General features: G+C 34.9%; 33 protein-coding genes and 1 pseudogene. 12 read left to right on the top strand and 22 right to left on the bottom strand.

Translation table 11 applies throughout. The annotated features are described in order from the left end of the window. Window positions 1-75: 75 nt before the first annotated feature. The 21 genes from BME96_RS09030 to BME96_RS08950 form a co-directional block, all read right to left on the bottom strand. Complete coding sequence (locus BME96_RS09030) at window positions 76-618, bottom strand: site-specific integrase (protein WP_071648908.1); 543 nt, start codon at window positions 616-618, stop codon at window positions 76-78. Continuing rightward, window positions 615-1,064: an ArpU family phage packaging/lysis transcriptional regulator gene (locus tag BME96_RS09025; protein ID WP_071648907.1), complete on the bottom strand. Its 450-nt coding sequence runs from the start codon at window positions 1,062-1,064 to the stop codon at window positions 615-617. The genes BME96_RS09030 and BME96_RS09025 overlap by 4 nt, the downstream gene beginning before the upstream one ends. 133 nt (window positions 1,065-1,197) lie before the next feature. After that, on the bottom strand, window positions 1,198-1,353 hold the full coding sequence (locus tag BME96_RS19830; protein WP_197035850.1) for a YWFCY domain-containing protein: 156 nt from the start codon (window positions 1,351-1,353) through the stop codon (window positions 1,198-1,200). A gap of 85 nt (window positions 1,354-1,438) precedes the next feature. Then, window positions 1,439-1,972, bottom strand: coding sequence for a hypothetical protein (locus BME96_RS09020; protein ID WP_071648906.1), 534 nt, complete (start codon window positions 1,970-1,972; stop codon window positions 1,439-1,441). Next, window positions 1,965-2,816, bottom strand: coding sequence for an HNH endonuclease (locus BME96_RS19980; protein WP_231478683.1), 852 nt, complete (start codon window positions 2,814-2,816; stop codon window positions 1,965-1,967). The genes BME96_RS09020 and BME96_RS19980 overlap by 8 nt, the downstream gene beginning before the upstream one ends. A gap of 84 nt (window positions 2,817-2,900) precedes the next feature. Further along, window positions 2,901-3,383, bottom strand: coding sequence for a hypothetical protein (locus tag BME96_RS09010; protein ID WP_071648905.1), 483 nt, complete (start codon window positions 3,381-3,383; stop codon window positions 2,901-2,903). Further along, window positions 3,380-3,574: an XtrA/YqaO family protein gene (locus BME96_RS09005; protein ID WP_071648904.1), complete on the bottom strand. Its 195-nt coding sequence runs from the start codon at window positions 3,572-3,574 to the stop codon at window positions 3,380-3,382. The genes BME96_RS09010 and BME96_RS09005 overlap by 4 nt, the downstream gene beginning before the upstream one ends. A gap of 104 nt (window positions 3,575-3,678) precedes the next feature. Beyond that, window positions 3,679-4,131, bottom strand: a complete 453-nt coding sequence (locus BME96_RS09000) for a RusA family crossover junction endodeoxyribonuclease (RefSeq protein ID WP_071648903.1) — start codon at window positions 4,129-4,131, stop codon at window positions 3,679-3,681. Between the two features lie 427 nt (window positions 4,132-4,558). Then, complete coding sequence (locus tag BME96_RS08990) at window positions 4,559-5,164, bottom strand: dUTP diphosphatase (RefSeq protein WP_071648901.1); 606 nt, start codon at window positions 5,162-5,164, stop codon at window positions 4,559-4,561. Beyond that, the gene (locus tag BME96_RS08985; RefSeq protein ID WP_071648900.1) at window positions 5,161-5,406 is read right to left on the bottom strand and encodes a hypothetical protein; all 246 of its coding nucleotides are present in this window, start codon (window positions 5,404-5,406) and stop codon (window positions 5,161-5,163) included. Before BME96_RS08985 ends, BME96_RS08990 begins: the two co-directional genes overlap by 4 nt. A 178-nt stretch (window positions 5,407-5,584) precedes the next feature. Beyond that, window positions 5,585-5,914 (bottom strand): hypothetical protein, encoded by a 330-nt coding sequence (locus tag BME96_RS08980; RefSeq protein WP_071648899.1) that lies wholly within the window; start codon window positions 5,912-5,914, stop codon window positions 5,585-5,587. Then, on the bottom strand, window positions 5,911-6,072 hold the full coding sequence (locus BME96_RS19570; protein WP_156035976.1) for a hypothetical protein: 162 nt from the start codon (window positions 6,070-6,072) through the stop codon (window positions 5,911-5,913). Before BME96_RS19570 ends, BME96_RS08980 begins: the two co-directional genes overlap by 4 nt. 1 nt (window position 6,073) lies before the next feature. Continuing rightward, complete coding sequence (locus BME96_RS08975; RefSeq protein ID WP_071648898.1) at window positions 6,074-6,847, bottom strand: ATP-binding protein; 774 nt, start codon at window positions 6,845-6,847, stop codon at window positions 6,074-6,076. A 9-nt stretch (window positions 6,848-6,856) separates the two neighbouring features. Next, window positions 6,857-7,696, bottom strand: a complete 840-nt coding sequence (locus BME96_RS08970) for a phage replisome organizer N-terminal domain-containing protein (RefSeq protein ID WP_071648897.1) — start codon at window positions 7,694-7,696, stop codon at window positions 6,857-6,859. Between the two features lie 17 nt (window positions 7,697-7,713). Beyond that, window positions 7,714-7,881 carry a hypothetical protein gene (locus tag BME96_RS19820; RefSeq protein ID WP_197035849.1) on the bottom strand — a complete coding sequence of 56 codons (168 nt, stop codon included), beginning with the start codon at window positions 7,879-7,881 and terminating at the stop codon, window positions 7,714-7,716. 297 nt (window positions 7,882-8,178) lie between these two features. Continuing rightward, complete coding sequence (locus BME96_RS19815) at window positions 8,179-8,322, bottom strand: hypothetical protein (protein ID WP_197035848.1); 144 nt, start codon at window positions 8,320-8,322, stop codon at window positions 8,179-8,181. A 103-nt stretch (window positions 8,323-8,425) separates the two neighbouring features. Then, window positions 8,426-8,665, bottom strand: a complete 240-nt coding sequence (locus BME96_RS08965) for a hypothetical protein (RefSeq protein WP_071648896.1) — start codon at window positions 8,663-8,665, stop codon at window positions 8,426-8,428. Further along, complete coding sequence (locus BME96_RS19810) at window positions 8,662-8,799, bottom strand: hypothetical protein (RefSeq protein WP_197035847.1); 138 nt, start codon at window positions 8,797-8,799, stop codon at window positions 8,662-8,664. Before BME96_RS19810 ends, BME96_RS08965 begins: the two co-directional genes overlap by 4 nt. Further along, the gene (locus BME96_RS08960; protein WP_071648895.1) at window positions 8,800-9,000 is read right to left on the bottom strand and encodes a hypothetical protein; all 201 of its coding nucleotides are present in this window, start codon (window positions 8,998-9,000) and stop codon (window positions 8,800-8,802) included. Beyond that, entirely contained in the window at window positions 9,001-9,216 is a 216-nt protein-coding gene (locus tag BME96_RS08955) for a hypothetical protein (RefSeq protein ID WP_071648894.1), read from the bottom strand. Window positions 9,217-9,457: 241 nt separating this feature from the next. Next, window positions 9,458-9,673 carry a helix-turn-helix domain-containing protein gene (locus tag BME96_RS08950; RefSeq protein WP_071648893.1) on the bottom strand — a complete coding sequence of 72 codons (216 nt, stop codon included), beginning with the start codon at window positions 9,671-9,673 and terminating at the stop codon, window positions 9,458-9,460. A 174-nt stretch (window positions 9,674-9,847) separates the two neighbouring features. Here BME96_RS08950 and BME96_RS08945 point away from each other — a divergent pair, with 174 nt between their 5' ends. The 11 genes and pseudogenes from BME96_RS08945 to BME96_RS08895 all read left to right on the top strand — a co-directional run bounded on the left by BME96_RS08945 (window position 9,848) and on the right by BME96_RS08895 (window position 16,494). Beyond that, on the top strand, window positions 9,848-10,477 hold the full coding sequence (locus BME96_RS08945; RefSeq protein ID WP_071648892.1) for a helix-turn-helix domain-containing protein: 630 nt from the start codon (window positions 9,848-9,850) through the stop codon (window positions 10,475-10,477). 68 nt (window positions 10,478-10,545) lie between these two features. After that, window positions 10,546-11,946 (top strand): recombinase family protein, encoded by a 1,401-nt coding sequence (locus BME96_RS08940; protein ID WP_071648891.1) that lies wholly within the window; start codon window positions 10,546-10,548, stop codon window positions 11,944-11,946. Further along, a pseudogene (locus BME96_RS08935) lies at window positions 11,937-12,542 on the top strand (ATPase, T2SS/T4P/T4SS family); the annotation flags it as partial. The gene BME96_RS08940 and the pseudogene BME96_RS08935, both read left to right, overlap by 10 nt. Next, window positions 12,493-13,551 carry a type II secretion system F family protein gene (locus BME96_RS08930; RefSeq protein WP_071648890.1) on the top strand — a complete coding sequence of 353 codons (1,059 nt, stop codon included), beginning with the start codon at window positions 12,493-12,495 and terminating at the stop codon, window positions 13,549-13,551. The pseudogene BME96_RS08935 and the gene BME96_RS08930, both read left to right, overlap by 50 nt. Before the next feature lie 11 nt (window positions 13,552-13,562). After that, a complete protein-coding gene (gene comGC / locus BME96_RS08925) occupies window positions 13,563-13,880 on the top strand; it encodes a competence type IV pilus major pilin ComGC (RefSeq protein ID WP_019377937.1) in 318 nt (105 codons plus the stop codon). Then, window positions 13,855-14,304 (top strand): competence type IV pilus minor pilin ComGD, encoded by a 450-nt coding sequence (comGD, locus tag BME96_RS08920; protein ID WP_197035846.1) that lies wholly within the window; start codon window positions 13,855-13,857, stop codon window positions 14,302-14,304. Before comGC ends, comGD begins: the two co-directional genes overlap by 26 nt. Next, complete coding sequence (locus BME96_RS08915; RefSeq protein WP_071648888.1) at window positions 14,291-14,629, top strand: prepilin-type N-terminal cleavage/methylation domain-containing protein; 339 nt, start codon at window positions 14,291-14,293, stop codon at window positions 14,627-14,629. Before comGD ends, BME96_RS08915 begins: the two co-directional genes overlap by 14 nt. Beyond that, window positions 14,577-15,029: a competence type IV pilus minor pilin ComGF gene (locus BME96_RS08910; RefSeq protein ID WP_083547446.1), complete on the top strand. Its 453-nt coding sequence runs from the start codon at window positions 14,577-14,579 to the stop codon at window positions 15,027-15,029. The genes BME96_RS08915 and BME96_RS08910 overlap by 53 nt, the downstream gene beginning before the upstream one ends. Then, a complete protein-coding gene (locus BME96_RS08905) occupies window positions 14,998-15,387 on the top strand; it encodes a hypothetical protein (RefSeq protein ID WP_071648886.1) in 390 nt (129 codons plus the stop codon). The genes BME96_RS08910 and BME96_RS08905 overlap by 32 nt, the downstream gene beginning before the upstream one ends. A 92-nt stretch (window positions 15,388-15,479) precedes the next feature. After that, window positions 15,480-16,169: a helix-turn-helix transcriptional regulator gene (locus tag BME96_RS08900; RefSeq protein WP_071649986.1), complete on the top strand. Its 690-nt coding sequence runs from the start codon at window positions 15,480-15,482 to the stop codon at window positions 16,167-16,169. Between the two features lie 82 nt (window positions 16,170-16,251). After that, entirely contained in the window at window positions 16,252-16,494 is a 243-nt protein-coding gene (locus BME96_RS08895; RefSeq protein ID WP_019377943.1) for a DUF2626 domain-containing protein, read from the top strand. Between the two features lie 167 nt (window positions 16,495-16,661). Here the strand turns inward: BME96_RS08895 and BME96_RS08890 are convergent, their stop codons facing one another. Next, window positions 16,662-17,285: an MBL fold metallo-hydrolase gene (locus BME96_RS08890; protein ID WP_071648885.1), complete on the bottom strand. Its 624-nt coding sequence runs from the start codon at window positions 17,283-17,285 to the stop codon at window positions 16,662-16,664. A gap of 167 nt (window positions 17,286-17,452) precedes the next feature. On the opposite strand from BME96_RS08890, the gene BME96_RS08885 reads away from it, so the two are divergent. After that, window positions 17,453-17,623 carry a DUF2759 family protein gene (locus tag BME96_RS08885; protein WP_019377945.1) on the top strand — a complete coding sequence of 57 codons (171 nt, stop codon included), beginning with the start codon at window positions 17,453-17,455 and terminating at the stop codon, window positions 17,621-17,623. The last annotated feature ends 100 nt before the right edge of the window (window positions 17,624-17,723 follow it).

Here is a 17,723-nt window from a genome sequence, read left to right as displayed (position 1 = left end):
AAAATGAGTTATACATCATCTTTTTATGGTTAACTAATAAGGATAAAAAAATAAACTCACCGATTATAGATGAGTTTATATCCTAAAATCTTTCATGGCTTTATCTAAGCTATCCTGATTAATCCCTATGTATTTCAGGGTTATATCAGGGCTTGAGTGATTAAATATTTCCTGCAACATTGCAACATCTTTCGTTTGTTTATAAAAGTGATAACCGAAGGTTTTACGAAGAGTATGTGTACCTATTTCATCTAGACTTACGTATTCTGCAGCTTCTCTCAGTATCTTATAGGCCATACTCCTGCCGATTGGCTTATTAATGCCTTCTCTGCTCTTAAATAGATATTCATAGTCTTCCATATCCTCTACATATGCCTTCAATTCCCTTTTCAATGCTGGTGTCATATCAATACGCTTATGCTTTTTAGTTTTCATTTCCTTTAAGCTAAAATAAGACCTTTTCGCATCACTAACACGTAAAGGAAGAATATCAGATATTCTTAGCCCTGAATTAATCCCGACAACAAACATCATATAATTCCTTTTATTTTTTTCTTTAAAATAATGCTTGATTGCTCTTATCACTTCAGGATCCCGAATCGGTTGTACAAAGTTCAACTCACTTCACCTTCTTGTTCATAAGTCTCAATTCGAAGGATAAATGCTAATTTGTAGAATGCTCTTGCTTTAATCCGGTAATATTTCCTTTCACTATAACCTAGCTCGTTATACACTTCATAGTCGTATATTTCATCTTCTTTTAAATAGCGATTGATTATTACTGTTCTTTCCTGATAGGCAAGGCGATTAACAGCTTTCTGTATCTTAGTAATGTACTCTCTTCTTTTTCTTTCATCATCTAATCGTTTTATTGCCGTTTCCTCGGTAGAAGAATGAAACTGATTATTCACTGTTGGTGGAACTAAGCTGAATGAAGAAGTTATTTTAGGTTGGTAGTCCTCTGGATCCATTAATAAAAACATCTTATATTTTTCCAATGCAGACTCGACAGATGACTTTGTTTCATCTCTATTAATCTCTGGCAACTTAAACGACATTTGCATAGTTACACCGACCCCTTTTTATTTTTTTGCTCTGACTCCTTAAACAACTGTTTTAAGTACTCACTGCGCTTTACTGGAGATAGAGCCCCCACTCGTTTATCCCGTCTGTATTTGCTTATTTTCCATTGATAGATCATAGCCACACCAAACTCGCAAAAAATAATGCCATTGAAATAGCGCATAGAAACGCCATATTTTCCTGTAGTTTTTTATCATCCTTTTCTCCAATTGCTCCGATGAAGCTAATTACCAATATGATGATTACAATTGCTTTGAATGCTGTTATCATTTTTCGACCCCCTAATGAAAATAAAAAGGACACCAAACGGCAGCGTATAGCTGTCATTCAGTGTCCTCCAGTTGACTGGTAGAACTCATTTATTTTGTTCTATTAAATAATTGTGTTCTTTAATAAGGGAATCCCTTATTGAAATTAGCAGTTCTTGTTCATTATCCTCTTTAATTCCTTCTTTTTTGTTTTCCAATAAAGCTTGATAGTCTAAAATATTGCTATGACACTTAATAAAAGAGTCGTATTTTTCCATAGTAATTAACTCTAGAGGAAAATTATCAAACTTCTCTATCGTTACTTTAAGTATATTTAAATTCGATTGATGGAATGTTTCAGACATCTTTCCATTAATATGATAATTAATTCTTCTTATGACCGAATTAACCGCGAAACTTATTCTGTTATACCTTTTTGTAAATTCAAAATCCTTTTCTTTGTTTTGTCTGTCTATCAATTTAGAGTGTTGTACTTTAGTAGCGTAAATAGCTCCAAAAGCGCCTAATAAAGCACCTATTAATGCACCTAACAAAGTACCCAATGAAGTTACCCACGCATCCGGTGTAATGCATTCCCAAAATCCTTGGCACTTTGATTCTAATAAAATTACATCACTCAAAACTCTTCACCCTATGTTGGTTTAAATGATTTTCAACTTTCTCAAAAAGCTTTGAAATGTCCCTTTTATCCTCTAAATGATGCATTCTCTCATGACAATTAGGACAAAGCGCTATGACATTTCCTATAGTATCTTCTCCACCCCTAGATAACCAATTAATATGGTGTGTATGTAGGTAAGGCCGTCCTTGCTTATCAAGAAATGGAGCCTTCTTCTCGCATAATTGACAATAACCTTTTGCCCATCTTTTTGCATATTCTACAATAAATTGATCTCTCTCAAATATTTTAGCATATGATTTCATTGAGCCTGGCTTTCCGGAAGATAATTTAGCTCTTTTCTTTAATTCATCATCAGACATTTTTTTAGCAGATCTTGCTTGCTTTTTATGTCGATTAACTATTTTTCCAGGATCAACCTCAAAAGGTTGTGAATTAATTAATCTTAAAGGAAAGACCCAGACATCCCTTACTTGCTTAGAATCATCTAATTGTTTTTCCTTAAAGGGCTTTCCAACTAGCTTTACAGCTCCGATAAAAGTATATCTACGCTCTTGAAATACTTCAAAAAGAAATATGCTTATATCCATATTATTTGAGTTATTCAAAGTCTTATTTTGACTATAATCGAGGTCTTGATCCCCATTAAGTCCCATGCCAGTATAATAGAATATATCTCCTTCCCACTTATCTATATACAATGATTTAAAGGGATTTGATATCAATACTAAACTATTAGTCGTCTTTGACCTTCTCATCCCACCTTGGGGCGCGCATTTAAATATATCAACTAATTCCTTATTGTTTATTTCATCACCTTGCTTCAAACCATGTTTAAAAGTCACTAAAATCCTCCTTTCCATTTGTCTAAGAAGACAATCAAACGGCAGCATATAGCTGTCATTCTATCCACCAGTTGGATTAAGCAACTATATTTTTTCTCTGATGGATTGTATATATCCTTCATAATTTGATTCTAGTATAGAGATCTTTTTGATTGTGTCTTCATAAACTTCCTCTACAGATTTTTTTAGGTGTTTGCTATATTGCTTCGAGTTTATAACTCCTTTTGAATTTACAACTGCTTTTAGTAAGCCTATACACTCATAATATTCTTCAAAAATTTCAATTGGTACGTCTTCATAATTAACATGCTCTAATATATCAGCATCATTTGCTAAATGATCATAGTAATCGTCCGTATACAGTTTATCATTTATTAAATTTAGCATTGAGAAAAAGGAATTCCCTAAAGCTGGTTTTATTATATAATAATTTCTAATTTCTTTTCTAAACAACTGTTTTTTTTGAATTTTCTCATCATAAAAGAATTTAGATTTAGACGTCAGCCATGTGGTAATCATTGGTATTAAAGCACCTATTGCTAACGTAGATAAGATCTCCCAATTCAAAACTCTTCCCCCTCATCAAACTTGATGCGCTTCACCCTCCCTTGATGCGTGATCACTTTCGTCTCACCATGTTCAGGTAAATACGTCAATTTAGCCTCTCCTTGACAATATACGACAACAAACGGCTTTTCTCCTTTTTCTATATCGACATTTAATTTACCTTTTTCAAATGGAATATCCTTTAATCTCATAGCACCGACCCCCTGTTGTTATTTCGTTAACTGCTTATTAAAGCACTCTTGGCAGAGATAACTTGTATTGCTCCTTGATTCATTCCCACACTCGATACAAACTTTCATAACATCCCTCCTATGGCGATTTCATCTATTTCCCTTACGCTGATCTCCACCCTTGGATTATCTGAATAATACTTTGCAGCATATAAATCTACTATCTGGCTATCATCTTTGTATATAATGCCATTAAGGGCATCTTCAATTCCTTTGACATAATTGCTGGTGTCCGCCTTGGTGACAGGGCGCTTAATTCCTGCCAGAAATAGCGCTCTGTCCTTTTTCGTTGTTGACTTAGGTATTTGCCTGTAAATCTTAATAGAAACTTGTAGCGCCCCCTCAAATGGAATTTTCGGAGCATGTTGTTTGGCTATAATAGATACATAGTTTTTATAAGCTTTACTTTCTTGTGGATCATAAAGTACAATTTGTCCTCTTTTCTTACCACGTTGTATTTTTCCTGCTCTTGGCCTACCTTGTGGCACTGGTTGTCCAGGTATGACGAACTCAATCATTAGAACCCCCCTTAATCAGCTGTAATTTGTTGCGTTTTTGGTGATTCCGATATTTCTTGTTTGGTTCAACAATCTGTGTGATGTAGTATTTCATAGGAACATGAACTGTCATTTTATTTGTCCACTTTGGAACCCCTGTGGATATAACATAAACTAAGCAAGTGCCATAATTCGGGTTAATCAATCTCATGCTTCTTCTTGGCACGGGAAACGGATCCCCATATTTCACTTCAAAATTGTTAAGATATTTTTTCCCATCAATGCTGATCGACATAAGCTCTCGCCGCCTTATTCTTCTCATAGATGTGCGTCCATTCTAGGGTGTACAAGCTAAGATCCGTTAAGTTCCTGCCATCAATAGTTTGCGAGACTCCAAGATTGTGAAGCTCACGAATCAGTTCCTCTTTCCGTTCTTCTACAGCTATACTCAATATCCATTCGCCTGCCTCTCGTGGTTTTCTTGATTCTTTTGGAAATAAGCTTCTTCAATTTCTGAAAAGGAGAATCCAAAACCATTGATACCGATATTCAAAAAAGTTATCCAAGATAAATGAAAAGAATATTCGTTTTTCTGTATTCCTGCTATTTTGGCATCTTGTCCGTAATTAACCATATAAGATTCATTTAGGAAATAAGTCATTTGGAGATAATATCCTGTCAAATCTCCATCAAACTCATCGGGTTCCAGTTGTTCTTCGTACACCCAGAGAGAGTCTTCCCAGCCCTTTAAAATTGCTATTTGCAAGAATAAGTGGAGTCCGTCTATAAATTCTTCTAAGAGAGGATTTTTCCATACTGCTCCCGGGCCTAAAATAGAATCTTGCTCCGTGTAGTTTGTTAGATATTCTCTAGTATTTGGTTTTTGGTTATGACTCCAATACTTAAACCAACGACCTTCATTCGCAAACTCTGCCAATTCCACTTGTAACGCAAGGAAAGTATCAGCTACTATTTTTTCTACTTTAAGCCCTTTTTCTTGAACGATATACAGCAGTAATTCTCTCTGTTTATCTATTAGTTTTTGTAAATTCATCTTGTAGCCCTTCTTTCCCTCAAAGCCTTTGCCTGCTCTAATATCAATTTGTCACATTCGCTATCACCAAGCGTTTGCTGAGTAATACAATTAAACACCTTCCCTGTAATATCCGTTTTGTAAGGGAAGTTCATTGAGTATCGTTTAAACCATTCTTTCTTTATCTCTGTATTGTCTAAGGTGCCTCGTCCATATAACATAACCAATTGGTGTTCAGCGAAGTTTCTATATACTACTTTCATTGTTTACCTCCTCCTAGTACCATAGAGTCGCAATATAACCCCACAATGACCTACGTTTTTTGGAGAAAAACTCCTTTTCTTTCTGCAGCCGATCTTTTCTCATTTGTTTGCTCCCTTCGGATCGTATACGTATCTTCTTCCAGAGACCGTAATAATCGTTGGCACTTTCTTCACCTTTTCAATTGTCACGATAGGACGGTATTTCTGACCTTTTTTGAACTCTCTCACGACCTTCCCTCCCTTTCAGCAATTTACTTCCAGTAGCAAAAGCCTTCTCAATATCATCAAAATTTCCATCCATCCAAGCTTCATAGAGTGCAAGAAACACTTCATGAGGATTTCGCTTGGTCCATTTGGCAATGTACATTACGCTCTTTCCATCACGCCAGAGCCTTAGAATTTCTTTAAACTGCCAGAGTGGCATTCCAAAATCTATATCACTATCAGCAAACAACACCTTTGACTTTTCTTGTGGGAGAATCGGCGCATTGCCACCTAATGTATTCATGCGCTCACTCTCTCTGATTCTTTTAACCTCTCCCAAAGATCTTCTATATCGCTATCATCCCGAACAAAATCACAATGATTGTCAGGGCATGGTTCAAACTGTATGCCCCATTTATGTTCGATTGCTAGACCGCCTTGTCCGTTGCATGTTTTACACATATTAAAACTCCTTCCTACGGTAATCTCTACCGTTCATTGTGATAATTTCCGTGTTCTCCATCATCCGAGAGAAGTTGCGCTCATTGATCTGCGCCCGTAACTCTTTGCTGTTTAAATTCGTTGTGTAAATAGTTGATTTACCGGAACGATCGTCCAGTATTTCAAATAGTTTTGTATTCGCCCATTCGGTATGATGTTCAGCTCCAATATCATCTAAGACCAATAGATCTACTCGTTGGATGACTGCTAGTAATTCATCCTCTGTTACGCCTTTATTGTTATAAGTTTCTTTAATTTTGGTGAGTAACTTCGGCAATGATAGAAACAAGCACTCTTTCTTTTTCTCCATTACCTTTTTGGTTATCGCTACTGACAAGTGACTCTTTCCGGTTCCGTAACTACCATGGAGGAGCAAATTCTTTTTACCATCAAACTCCTGTATGTAGTTCGTGATGTTTTGCTTGGCGGTTGCTAGTTCCTGACTAGTAGGTTCATAGTTTTCAAGAGTTGCACTTTTTAAGTTGTCATTCATAAGAGAGTAATAATCAAAAAACTGTTTCATCTTCTCGTTCCGCAGCTGTACTCTTCTTTGTCCAGCTTCTTCAGCAAGTTTTAAATCCTCACACTTGCAACCAGCATTTACTTCTATCCAATCACCTTTATTGGGGCCACCTGTAATTTGCATTTCTTTCTTCTGGACAGTTCGTCCGCATCCTTCGCATTCGTAGGTTATGATCAAACGCTCTTTAGGTTTAAATAAACTAATCTGTTCCATAGCAACCTCCTAAAATCCGTAATTATAACCGTCATCTTCGGCTTCTTTTGGTCGTTTTGGCTTGAACGGGATAGTGTTGTTTTTATAATTCATGCGTTCTTTAGCTTCATCAGCGCTTGTATTTCTCATAATCCCAATGGTGTATTCTTCTTTCTTTCCAGCATGGAGCTCTACATGCGCTCTTAATGCATATTCAACAACTAAACGATCGTACTTCCTCCACTTTTTCATGTTGTTATAAATTACACTTTTAGCAATCTTTCCTGTTTTGCGAGTTTCTCTAATAACATCCCAATAGCGTTTGTTCAATTCGTTGAAAGTTTTTATAGAAGAAAAGTCCGGCAATAAATCCATGATTTTTGACGTATAGTATTTATCTTTATCTCTTTCTATATCTTCTTCTCTTTCTTCTTCTGTTGCGTTAGGTAACGTTTCATGTAACGTTACATCTTTATTTTTAATTTTTTTATTCTCCCTATGGCGCTGTACACGTTCTCTAGTCTGCTTTCTTATCCTTTCCATACCTTCAATGTTCTGGTGTTTCTCCCAATTGGAGATAGATATAAAAGATTGGTCATCAATTTCTATCATCCCGAAACTTTTAAAGGTTTCTAATGCTAATCGAACAGTGTTTAACGGTCTGTTAAAAATAGTTGATAGCATTTCATCTGTGTAGGGAATGTTTTCACTTAAATAGATATATCCACTTGCGTTTGTTCTTCCTGCTTGCGATAGAAGCTTGATCCAAATAATGAGGATGGTATCAGCTTCTGGCATTTGCTCAATCAACCTTATTTTCTCGTCCTCAAACATATTTGTGCTTAGCTTTATCCACTTCACATCACTCATTTTTAAATCACTACTCCTTAATTTCTATTAATTTCGCAAATAGCAAGACGACCGTTTATTTTTATCATTGTGTAATCTGGATAACCTACTTTCAGGTAATCAATAATTATTTTTTTAAGTTCTTGTTGATTGTGTGCCTGCTCGAATATCCAAGCAGGCAACAATACTTTACTACTGTTATTCATAAATAACCTCCCAACATTGTTTTCCAGAGGGTTTTCCGCTATAATAGAGTTACGCTCAAAAAAGAAAACCCTTTATTAGATCCCATTCCAGTGGGGTCTTTTATTTTTCTTGCCACATACAATGCATCTGTCAGTAAATACGCTGTATCTGTGTATCTTTCTAAATCTACAGTTAACAGTAAGATCCTGGTGGCTTTTAAAGTTTGTTAGATTAAGAGATTTAAATTTTATTTGCATTGTTTAGTTCTCCTTCCTAAATAATTATTAAGATGATTAATGTAATTACTAAAGCGCCTGTTAAGCTTCCTCTGAGCACTCTGTTTCACTCCTTTTCACAGTCTTCGCATTTTCTTGATAACCAGGTTCTTCAAAGTCTTCTACATATGCACCACATACTTCACATAGCAAACCATATAAAGTCATTTCAACTAATTCACCCACATTCTCACCTCCCCTCAGTAATTAACTAGTAGATATAAATTCCATAGCAGCATGGCGACAAACAAACCTAGCAGTGACCAATCTACGCTATCGTACTTCAAAATCAATTCCTCCTGGCATATACATGGTCTTTATGCTCTTCTCGTTTTAGCTTTTTATGGTTGAAAGCCTTTAGCACTTTTATCCCCTGCTCCAAATCAGCTAAAATCCTGTCAGTACCGGAAAACTGTGCCTCTATTGCGCTATCCAATAATTTAAGGCAATTCTTCTGTATATTCACTAATTCATCCGAAGCCTGGAAAAAGTCCTCCGGTGGATAGTTATCTTGTATCTTGCTAGTCATTTTCTAAGCCTCCTATTTAACTCAGATTTGTAAGCCATTAGCCGATCATAACGATAAGGATTATGACCTTTACTTATATGCTTAGCAACATATTCAGCGACCTTACGTGTGTAGTAAGCTATGCGTATATCCATTTAATTCACCTCATAAAAAGCAACGAATTGAATGTTACCGTACTTAATCAACAACCATTGTGAGTGGCTATCATAACTTTCCATTTCAATGCGACCAAAGTTTTTATAAGGATTTAATTTCTCCTCTGCCTCTTTCAAATTATCGCAATGAAACAACACTTCCACCTTAGCTCCTTGTGCGATTAGATCTTCAAGTTTCATTTATCTCACCCTCCCTGAGTCGACTGCATAACATACATCTCGATACAAACTCATAACTTCCAAGTTATTATTGATAAAAGCAACTGAGTAGTGTTCTGGAATGTTATAACACTCTTCCAGGTCTTTCTTTAAAGCTAAAAGGCGAGATCCACGTACAGGTGACTGTTTAATTTCTTTAAAACGTTCCTTGAGGGCTTCCAACTCTTCAGCTGTCATGATTTTGCCTCCTTTGTTCTAATATTTTGGGTAAGCTGTGTTTTACAAAGAATGCTGCCATTTCTTTTTTTGTTTCCTCGCTGATCTTGGGTTGAATAACAGCTTTCATACTATCCTCCTTCTTTCTACGCACACCCCCAAATCAGAAAACAAATGTCTTGGTGATTGGCTATTGGTAAATCATTGCAAGCCCCGCTCAATTCGTTTTCTCATTACAGGGTGTGCTATCTAAATTCGCATATCATGCGACAAATTGATTAAAAAAAATACTCATTGCTTCTTCTTTGGTTAATTTTAAAACCTTACAAATTAAGTTCACATCTTTAATAGTTAAAGAGTCTCCATCATTACTAATCTTTCTATAAAGGGTGCTTCGGTCCATTCCTATTTGATTAGCTAGCTCGCCAACAGTCAAACCGTTTTCGACAATTTTCCCCTTTAACTTGTTCACATTCACAAATATTCACTCCTCTCTTGTCGCATTTCCTGCGACTGACTAAATCTTACGACACAATTTTACAAAGGTCAAGACATTTTTCGCATAAAATAATAATAGTTTTATAGAATAACTAATTTTCGTTGCATATTTGCGACAAAATGATATAATTGAATTAAGAAAAGAGGTGAAATAATGAATGTTGGAGAGCGCATTAAACGTAGAAGAAAACAATTAAAATTGACTGCAGATGAACTAGCAGAAAAACTAGGAAAAAATAGAGCAACCATTTATAGGTATGAAAAGAATGAAATTGAAAATATGCCTTATGAAGTAATTGTGCCATTAGCTGAAGTATTAAGGGTATCCCCTGCATATTTAATGGGGTGGGAAGAAAACAATAATAAGGTAATTTCTACACCTTACAAGTTCATCCCCACCGCTATTTCCGCAGGCTTACCTTTGGATGTGGCCTCTATTAAACAAGTAGATGAGATAGAAATACCGGATGCGCTGATGGGTAAGTGGGCTGGAAGTGATGTTTTTATTACTAGAATTAATGGAGAGTCTATGAATAAAGTAATGCCGCATGATTCTCTTATTGCAGTAAAACCCATGGATTTGTGTAATTTAAAAGACGGAGATATTGTAGTATTCAGTGATCACCATGAGTACTCGGTTAAAAAATTTTACAGGGATGAAGATAAAATTATTTTCAGACCACATTCAAGTGATCGAAGATTTACAGATTATATAACTAATACAACTAATTCTGATTTAAAAATATATGGAAAAGTTGTCGTTTATGTAGTCGGTTTAGATTAATAATTGACGTCAAAGATTAATCATCAGGGAGGCTGATCACCTCCCTCTTTTTATAGGAGGTAATTAATATGATTGGCATTTATATAAGAGTATCTACAATTGAACAAGTGAAAGAAGGATATTCAATCTCTGCGCAACGAGAAAGATTAACAGCATTTTGCAAAGCACAAGGATGGTCTAATTATAAATTTTATGTAGATGAAGGTATTTCTGGAAGAAGCACCAATCGCCCTGAATTAGAAAAGCTAATAAATGATGTGCAACAAGATAAGATAAGAATGATATTAGTCTATAAATTGGATCGCTTCACCAGATCAGTACTTGATCTTCATAAAATGCTAGAAGTATTAGACAAACATGGATGTACGTTTAAGTCAGCAACAGAACCCTATGACACATCTACAGCTATGGGAAGAATGTTTATTACTATTGTAGCTGCAATGGCTCAATGGGAAGTAGAGAATTCATCGGAAAGAATTAAGATGGCCTTGGAAGAAAAGGTATCTAAAGGAGAACGTGTAGGCAACGTACCTTACGGATTTGATCTCAATGAGGAAGAAAAACTAGTGGCAAATGAGAAAGCCAATATAGTGTTGGATATGATAGATAAATTAAAATCCGGTTGGTCTGCTATGAGGATAGCCGATTATCTTACAAACACTAACGATGATAAAGGTAAATGGCTAGCTAATACCGTATTAAGGATATTGAGGAACCCTGCCCTTTATGGATCTACTAGATGGAATGATAGGATATATGAAAACACGCATGAAGGTCTTATATCCAAAGAAGAATATTTAAAGATACAACAAATATTAGAAGATAGAACACATACCAGATTAAGAAATGTTAAAAATACGTATGTGTTTCAAAATAAAATAGTTTGTCCAGAATGCGGCAAGATAATGTCGGTGAATCGATTTATACGTAAAAGAGCAGACGGCAGTAATTATGAAGGTGCTGTTTATCGTTGCCAACCATGTGCTAAAAGTAAGAAATTCACTAAAAGCCCAAGTGATCAAGTTTTAAGAAAAGCACTATATGAATATATGGAGAATGTTACATTTGAACAATTTAAACTACCAGAGCAAAAAGAAAATCCTCACATTGAAGAGCTTAAAAAAGTAGAAAAGAAAAGAGAAAAATTTCAAAGAGCCTGGGCCAATGATTTAATGACTGATGGTGAGTTCAAAAAACTAATGAATGAAACAAAGGAAATTTATGATGACCTTAAAGCAAAAACCCAAGAAAACAATCAAGAATACATTATCAACCCAGAAGAAATAAAAGACATTGTAATATCATTTAATGACGGATTTAAATACCTGGATGACGAACATAAAAGAGAATTTATCTCTAGGTTTATTAGAAAGATTGAGATAGAAATAATTGAAACTCCCCCTAAAAGAAAAGATAGATCGTTGAGAGGACAGTATAAAACCGTGATTAGTAACATTGTATTTATGTAACGCTAACAACAGGAAGCGGCAAAACTACGACTTTATATGCCTTATTGGAAACCATTCTGAAAGAAAAATCCTACCAGACCATTACATTAGAAGATCCAATAGAGAAAAATATGGCCGATATTTTACAAGTCCAAGTTAATGAAAAAGCTGGCGTAACGTATCAAACAGGATTAAAAGCAGCACTTCGTCACGATCCTGACATCATTATGGTAGGGGAAATTCGCGATAGTTATACAGCCCGTTTTGCTTTTGATGCTTCGCTTACGGGCCACCTCGTATTGAGTACTCTTCACGCGAAGGATGCACCAGGAACTATACACAGATTATTGGAAATGGGATTAAAGCAAACAGATTTGGAGCAATCATTAATAGCGGTAGCAGCATTACAATTAATTCCCATAGATATTGATAATAGAACTATCCGTCGAGCAGCTATTCTCGAACTATTAGAAAAAGAAGCATTGTTTAAAACAATACGGAATATGGATATAGCTGCAAATGATCAGTTTCATACATTTGATTATTTAAGAAAGAAGGCATTTGCTTATGGCTATTTTTCTGAGGAAAATTATCATGTGTTTCAAGAAAAAAGATAAATTGGCACCAGCACTTCAATTGAATTTTATAAGACGTCTTCATCGACTACTACTAAATGGTTACACACTCCTTGATGGATTAAAAATAATCAAATGGGATACACAGCTAAGCACAGCAGCTGATAATATTTCACTTTCTCTCCAAAATGGTTACACGATTGATGAGGCTTTTGAAAAAGCTCATTTTCATCCTATAGTTGTTGATTACATGAGTTTTGTGAAATCGAATGGTGATTTAGAGGGAAGCATTGGAAAGTGTGTTGATATGTTTTCCGATCGGCTTAAGTACACAAGGAAACTCAGTCAAATGATCAGGTATCCACTTATTTTACTTACCATTTTTTCACTTCTGCTTATCTTCATTAAGCAATCTGTTCTTCCCTCCTTTATAGATATTTTCCAAACAAGCGAAGAAGCATCTTCCACTGTAGTTATTTCGATGATAACTATTGAAGTGTTTTTTACAATAGCGGTTTTATTACTTATCATCTTAATTATAGTGGTTATATTTTGGCAATTCACCAGACACAAGTTCTCCATTGAAAACAGAATTGCACTCTATAACAGGCTTCCATTCTACAGAACAATTCTCAAGCTTCAAACTTCATTTCAATTTGCCACACATTTTCAAACCTTATTAAAAGCCGGAATGAATTATAAAGATATTCTTCTACAAATGAAACAACAAAAGAAACAACCGATCATCGCCTACTATTCTGACCTTTTAATTGATGAATTATCAAGAGGGTTTTACATTTCCTCTTTGCTTTCTCAATTTAGCTTTCTTGATAAACAGCTTGTAGCTATTTTTCAAAAAAATAATGACAGCTTGGAACTAGAGAAAGAATTATCTTTATATGCTGAATGGTTATCCGAATCCATTCAAACAAAATTAATGAAATCCATAACGTATTTTCAACCGCTATTTTTCATCATTGTGGCTTGCTTTATCATTTTTATCTACATTATTTTAATGTGGCCAATGTTTCAATTAATTACAACAATATAAGGAGGTTAATCATGCTAAAAAATAACAGGGGTTTTACATTGATAGAAATGCTTATCGTCTTAATGATTATATCAGTTTTAATTATATTGATTGTGCCTAACCTAAGCGGAAAGAGTAAACAGGTTCACGATAAAGGATGCGAAGCACTTGTGAATGTAGTACAGGCCCAGGTGGATCTTTATCATTTGGAAGAAGGAAACCTCCCTCCCACACTGGATTCTTTAATTCAAGGAAAGTATATTAAAGCAAGCCAAACAGAGTGCCCGAGTAAAGAAAAGTTAAAGTATGAGGACGGAATCGTCAGTGCTCCTCCGACAAATGGCCAATAAAAATGGCTTTACACTCATTGAAATGCTCCTCGTCCTAAGCATCGTATCAATTCTTTCCCTTCTGTCAGTCACTTGGAGTTTATCTGCCATATCAAAACAAGAAAGAGAACAATTTATAAATACGCTGGAAAACGATACTCTTTATATACAGCAGGTCACATCTATTAAGGGATCAGTGGAACAAAGACCATATATCACATTTAAAGAAGATTTTTATACAATCTATTTTACAAAAAGAAGAAAGCCTATTATAAGAAACTATCCTCCAGGTGTTCGAATCGATACTAGAAAACATCAATATTTAAAATTTGAACAAAACGGAAATATTCGCCAACCTAGAAGTATGGATTTATTTATGGGAGATGAAAGATATAAAATAATTTTTCCATTCGGTAAGGGGAGGTTTTATCTTGAAAAAGAATAACGGTTTTACCTTGGTAGAAGTAATTATTTCTGCAAGTATACTAATGACTGTTGTAACTACTATGTTTCCTCTCCTTCATATAATAACTACAGAAAAAATAATATTGAGTGATCGGCGTACCATTGTTGATAGACTCCATGATGAAATGCAGCCTTTTCTATTGGTAAGTAAAAAGACTCCGTATGAAACAGTAAAAAATATTAATCAGAAATTGGTCACTTTCACATTTGTACTTGATAGGAATTATTTAAAAGGATGTGTTGTGTGGGAAAATGCTAAAAAGAAAAAAGAAAGCCATTGCTTGTATGGTGTACCTAAAAGCTGAAAAGGGTTTTACCTTTCTTAACATGTTACTAGCTCTATCCCTTCTATTATTACTATTGCCCTTACCTTTTGAATTAGTAAAAGTCGATAAATACACTTCCAATGATATGGAACTATCCTTACAGCAATTTACTCATTTTTTAATGGAAGATTCATTAACAGCGGTAGGATATAAAGTAGATCCTACCTCGGTTTCTTTACAATTATCAGATGGGACGATTGCTGTTATAAGTCAATATAAGAATCAAATTCGCAGACAAGTTGACGGAGAAGGGCATGAAATTTATTTGAGAGACATAAAAAATGTACAGTTTTCTCCACTACCCTACGGATATCATATAAGTGTCACATCTGACAAAGGAGACTCATATGAAAAAACGATTCCTTTCTACAATCACTAATCAAAGAGGTTTTATTCTCCCAGTGGTACTCTTTACGATATCTATATTTTTTATTTTAATTACAGCAACTATAACCAGTTATCAAAATGAGATTCACATGAGTGAAGCGCATCTAGAGAGGATAAAAATGCACACACTCCTGCAAATGGGTTTCCAATCTGTCATGGAAGAATATGATGACCCAAGTGCTCTTCCTCACACCTTATACTACTCATTTTTGCAAGGAGAAGTAAACATTACCACAACTTCTATTACAAAAGACACTTGGGAAACGCTTGCTAAAGTAACTACAAATAACCATTCTGAACATACTTTTAAACAAAATATAAATATTCCTCACTTTTACCCTAAAGACTAAATGTGGACATTTTCTTACAAAAAAGAAGTACTAGCCCGTGCATAGATTATTTTTACTATAATATAAGTAATAACATAATGGGGTGATAGATGATGGAAAATACGTTGAAGATAACAAACGTACTGAGTGACCCAACAAGATATAATATTTATCAATATTTAATAAAAGAACATGAGGAAGTGAATGTAAATGACATTGCTAAAGCTTTCTTTATTCATCCAAATGTTGCAAGACTTCATTTATCTAAACTGGAAGATATCGGGATGGTTGTCTCCTACAATCTAAAATCCGGAAAAGGTGGAAGACCTAGCCGAAGATACCGTTTATCAGATCAGGTAATTGAACTGAACTTTCCTCATCGAGATTATAAATTATTATCCTCTATTGCACTGGAAGCATTTATGGAATTAGGCGAACCAGGTAAAGTGGCGTTATATCAAACTGGAAAAAAGTACGGACAAAAATTAATGGAAAATCAACATAATAACCTACAACCACAATCTATCACCATTGAAAATAAGATGAGGTTATTGGAAGACGCCGGGACATTGTTGGGAATGTATCCTTCTTTTTCTTATAATGAAGAAAATAATATAATATCTTTTCATATTAATAACTGCCCATTTAAAGAGATTGCTTCATCCAATCATACGATAATCTGTAACATGCATCAGGCTTTCATAAAAGGGATGCTCGAAGTGTTGTTTGAAAACGTTCAATTACAGGAAGTGAATAATATGTTTGAAGGATGTGAAAACTGTACTTATATAGCGAGAATTTAAATTCATTTATCAGTATCGTTTACAATATGACAAACCTCGTTTATAATATCAATGATAAGGATACATAAAAGGAGGGGAAAACATGGATCGTATGTTTCGTGTGCTTGCCTTTTGGACAGGAATTTTTACAGTAATGTTTTATATTGGCGACATGCAGAAGACAGCAGTATTATTCTTGGTACAGACGGTATTTTTCCTTACAGTTAGTTATTTGAAATTATCTGAACGTATGTATATGTATTTATTCGGAGCTTATTGTACTGTATTCTTTATTGGTTTTACGTGGTATACAGAATTTATACTTGTACCTGGTTTCGGACACTAAGAAAAATGGCGCTGCTTACGTATTCGTTTGCAGGCCATTTTTCTGTTGACATGATAACTGGTTGGGTTTATAGTAAAGGTGTAGCTTAACTTATATCCCTTTAACAACGAAAGAACAGAGCACATCCCCCCAAAAAAACCCTTCTATTAAGAAGGGTTTTTACTATATTATTCTCGCACAAAAGGATTTTGGATTTTTTCTTCCCTAATCGTTGTGGTTCCACCATGCCCAGGATATACAAGAAATGTATCACTCAACTTATATAATTGGTCTCTAATACTGCTCTCTAACTGTTTATAATCTCCACCAGGTAAGTCAGTCCTGCCTATCCCCTGTTTAAACAAAACATCTCCACTGATGACGAAACCTTCATCTTCAAAAACAAAACTGGTACTGCCTGGCGAGTGACCAGGAGTGTACAGCACATCAAAGTTGAATTCACCAATAGTCATCTTCCCTGGTACAATTCTTTTATCGGGGTCTTGTGTGACGATTTTGTCTCCCATAAATAAAGAAGAACCATTTAAACTGGGTTCTGCTAACCAGGAAGATTCTTTCTCATGCAAATATACCTCTATATTGTAATGCTTTCTTAAAGTCTCAACACCGCCAATATGATCGAAATGTGCATGAGTCAATAATATGGCTTGAGGAATAATATTCTTGTCTTCTAAATAATGAATGATCTTATCCTCGTCGCCACCAGGATCAAAAATTAACGCGTTTTTATTGTTATGGACGATGTAGCAATTAGTGCCTAATGGGCCTAACGGCATTTTAATGACTTCCACTTTTCCTGCCTCCTCATTTCTTCGTAAAACAAGTTTGGATTTACCTCGACAAAATATTGTTTTTACTATAAAATATATAATATAATTACTTAGATACATAATAATAAAATATAGTTCCATTATCAAACATGAGATAGTAGGAAGCATACAAGGAGGATGAATTAGTAATGCATATTGTATTGGCAATTCTGCTTTTATTAGTTACTTTACTCGCAGTAGTATCTGTTATTCGTCAATTGAAGTATAAGAACCTTTTTGCATTAGGATTCTCTGCAATCACTGCCGTTGCTTTTGGTTTTTTCTCAATTGCAACATTAATTTCAGAAATCGCTGGATAAGAACATTTCACATAAAAAAGCTGCTTCCTCTAATGAAGCAGCTTTTTTATGTGAAATTAATTAATTTCCTTAATTTGTAACATCCAATTCAGCTTTTACT

Origin of the sequence: Virgibacillus halodenitrificans (assembly GCF_001878675.1) — a bacterium.
GTDB lineage: Bacteria > Bacillota > Bacilli > Bacillales > Amphibacillaceae > Virgibacillus_Q > Virgibacillus_Q halodenitrificans.
Note: the sequence above shows the minus strand (reverse complement) of the source record. Positions and strands in the feature narration are given on the sequence as shown.

What these genes read in the sequence shown, in the direction of transcription:
- BME96_RS08955 (WP_071648894.1), bottom strand. Translation starts at nt 9,216, where the DNA reads ATGACAGCTGAAGAGTTGGAAGCCCTCAAGGAACGTTTTAAAGAAATT.
- BME96_RS19570 (WP_156035976.1), bottom strand. Translation starts at nt 6,072, where the DNA reads ATGTGTAAAACATGCAACGGACAAGGCGGTCTAGCAATCGAACATAAA.
- BME96_RS08905 (WP_071648886.1), top strand. Translation starts at nt 14,998, where the DNA reads ATGAAAAAACGATTCCTTTCTACAATCACTAATCAAAGAGGTTTTATT.
- BME96_RS19810 (WP_197035847.1), bottom strand. Translation starts at nt 8,799, where the DNA reads ATGGATATACGCATAGCTTACTACACACGTAAGGTCGCTGAATATGTT.
- BME96_RS08930 (WP_071648890.1), top strand. Translation starts at nt 12,493, where the DNA reads ATGGCTATTTTTCTGAGGAAAATTATCATGTGTTTCAAGAAAAAAGAT.
- BME96_RS08910 (WP_083547446.1), top strand. Translation starts at nt 14,577, where the DNA reads ATGCTAAAAAGAAAAAAGAAAGCCATTGCTTGTATGGTGTACCTAAAA.
- BME96_RS09000 (WP_071648903.1), bottom strand. Translation starts at nt 4,131, where the DNA reads ATGATTGAGTTCGTCATACCTGGACAACCAGTGCCACAAGGTAGGCCA.
- BME96_RS08895 (WP_019377943.1), top strand. Translation starts at nt 16,252, where the DNA reads ATGGATCGTATGTTTCGTGTGCTTGCCTTTTGGACAGGAATTTTTACA.
- BME96_RS08970 (WP_071648897.1), bottom strand. Translation starts at nt 7,696, where the DNA reads ATGAGTGATGTGAAGTGGATAAAGCTAAGCACAAATATGTTTGAGGAC.
- BME96_RS08985 (WP_071648900.1), bottom strand. Translation starts at nt 5,406, where the DNA reads ATGAAAGTAGTATATAGAAACTTCGCTGAACACCAATTGGTTATGTTA.
- BME96_RS08990 (WP_071648901.1), bottom strand. Translation starts at nt 5,164, where the DNA reads ATGAATTTACAAAAACTAATAGATAAACAGAGAGAATTACTGCTGTAT.
- comGC (WP_019377937.1), top strand. Translation starts at nt 13,563, where the DNA reads ATGCTAAAAAATAACAGGGGTTTTACATTGATAGAAATGCTTATCGTC.
- BME96_RS09005 (WP_071648904.1), bottom strand. Translation starts at nt 3,574, where the DNA reads ATGAGATTAAAGGATATTCCATTTGAAAAAGGTAAATTAAATGTCGAT.
- BME96_RS08900 (WP_071649986.1), top strand. Translation starts at nt 15,480, where the DNA reads ATGGAAAATACGTTGAAGATAACAAACGTACTGAGTGACCCAACAAGA.
- BME96_RS08980 (WP_071648899.1), bottom strand. Translation starts at nt 5,914, where the DNA reads ATGAATACATTAGGTGGCAATGCGCCGATTCTCCCACAAGAAAAGTCA.
- BME96_RS19820 (WP_197035849.1), bottom strand. Translation starts at nt 7,881, where the DNA reads ATGAATAACAGTAGTAAAGTATTGTTGCCTGCTTGGATATTCGAGCAG.
- BME96_RS08975 (WP_071648898.1), bottom strand. Translation starts at nt 6,847, where the DNA reads ATGGAACAGATTAGTTTATTTAAACCTAAAGAGCGTTTGATCATAACC.
- BME96_RS08960 (WP_071648895.1), bottom strand. Translation starts at nt 9,000, where the DNA reads ATGAAACTTGAAGATCTAATCGCACAAGGAGCTAAGGTGGAAGTGTTG.
- BME96_RS08885 (WP_019377945.1), top strand. Translation starts at nt 17,453, where the DNA reads ATGCATATTGTATTGGCAATTCTGCTTTTATTAGTTACTTTACTCGCA.
- BME96_RS19830 (WP_197035850.1), bottom strand. Translation starts at nt 1,353, where the DNA reads ATGATAACAGCATTCAAAGCAATTGTAATCATCATATTGGTAATTAGC.
- BME96_RS09025 (WP_071648907.1), bottom strand. Translation starts at nt 1,064, where the DNA reads ATGCAAATGTCGTTTAAGTTGCCAGAGATTAATAGAGATGAAACAAAG.
- BME96_RS08945 (WP_071648892.1), top strand. Translation starts at nt 9,848, where the DNA reads ATGAATGTTGGAGAGCGCATTAAACGTAGAAGAAAACAATTAAAATTG.
- BME96_RS08965 (WP_071648896.1), bottom strand. Translation starts at nt 8,665, where the DNA reads ATGACTAGCAAGATACAAGATAACTATCCACCGGAGGACTTTTTCCAG.
- BME96_RS08940 (WP_071648891.1), top strand. Translation starts at nt 10,546, where the DNA reads ATGATTGGCATTTATATAAGAGTATCTACAATTGAACAAGTGAAAGAA.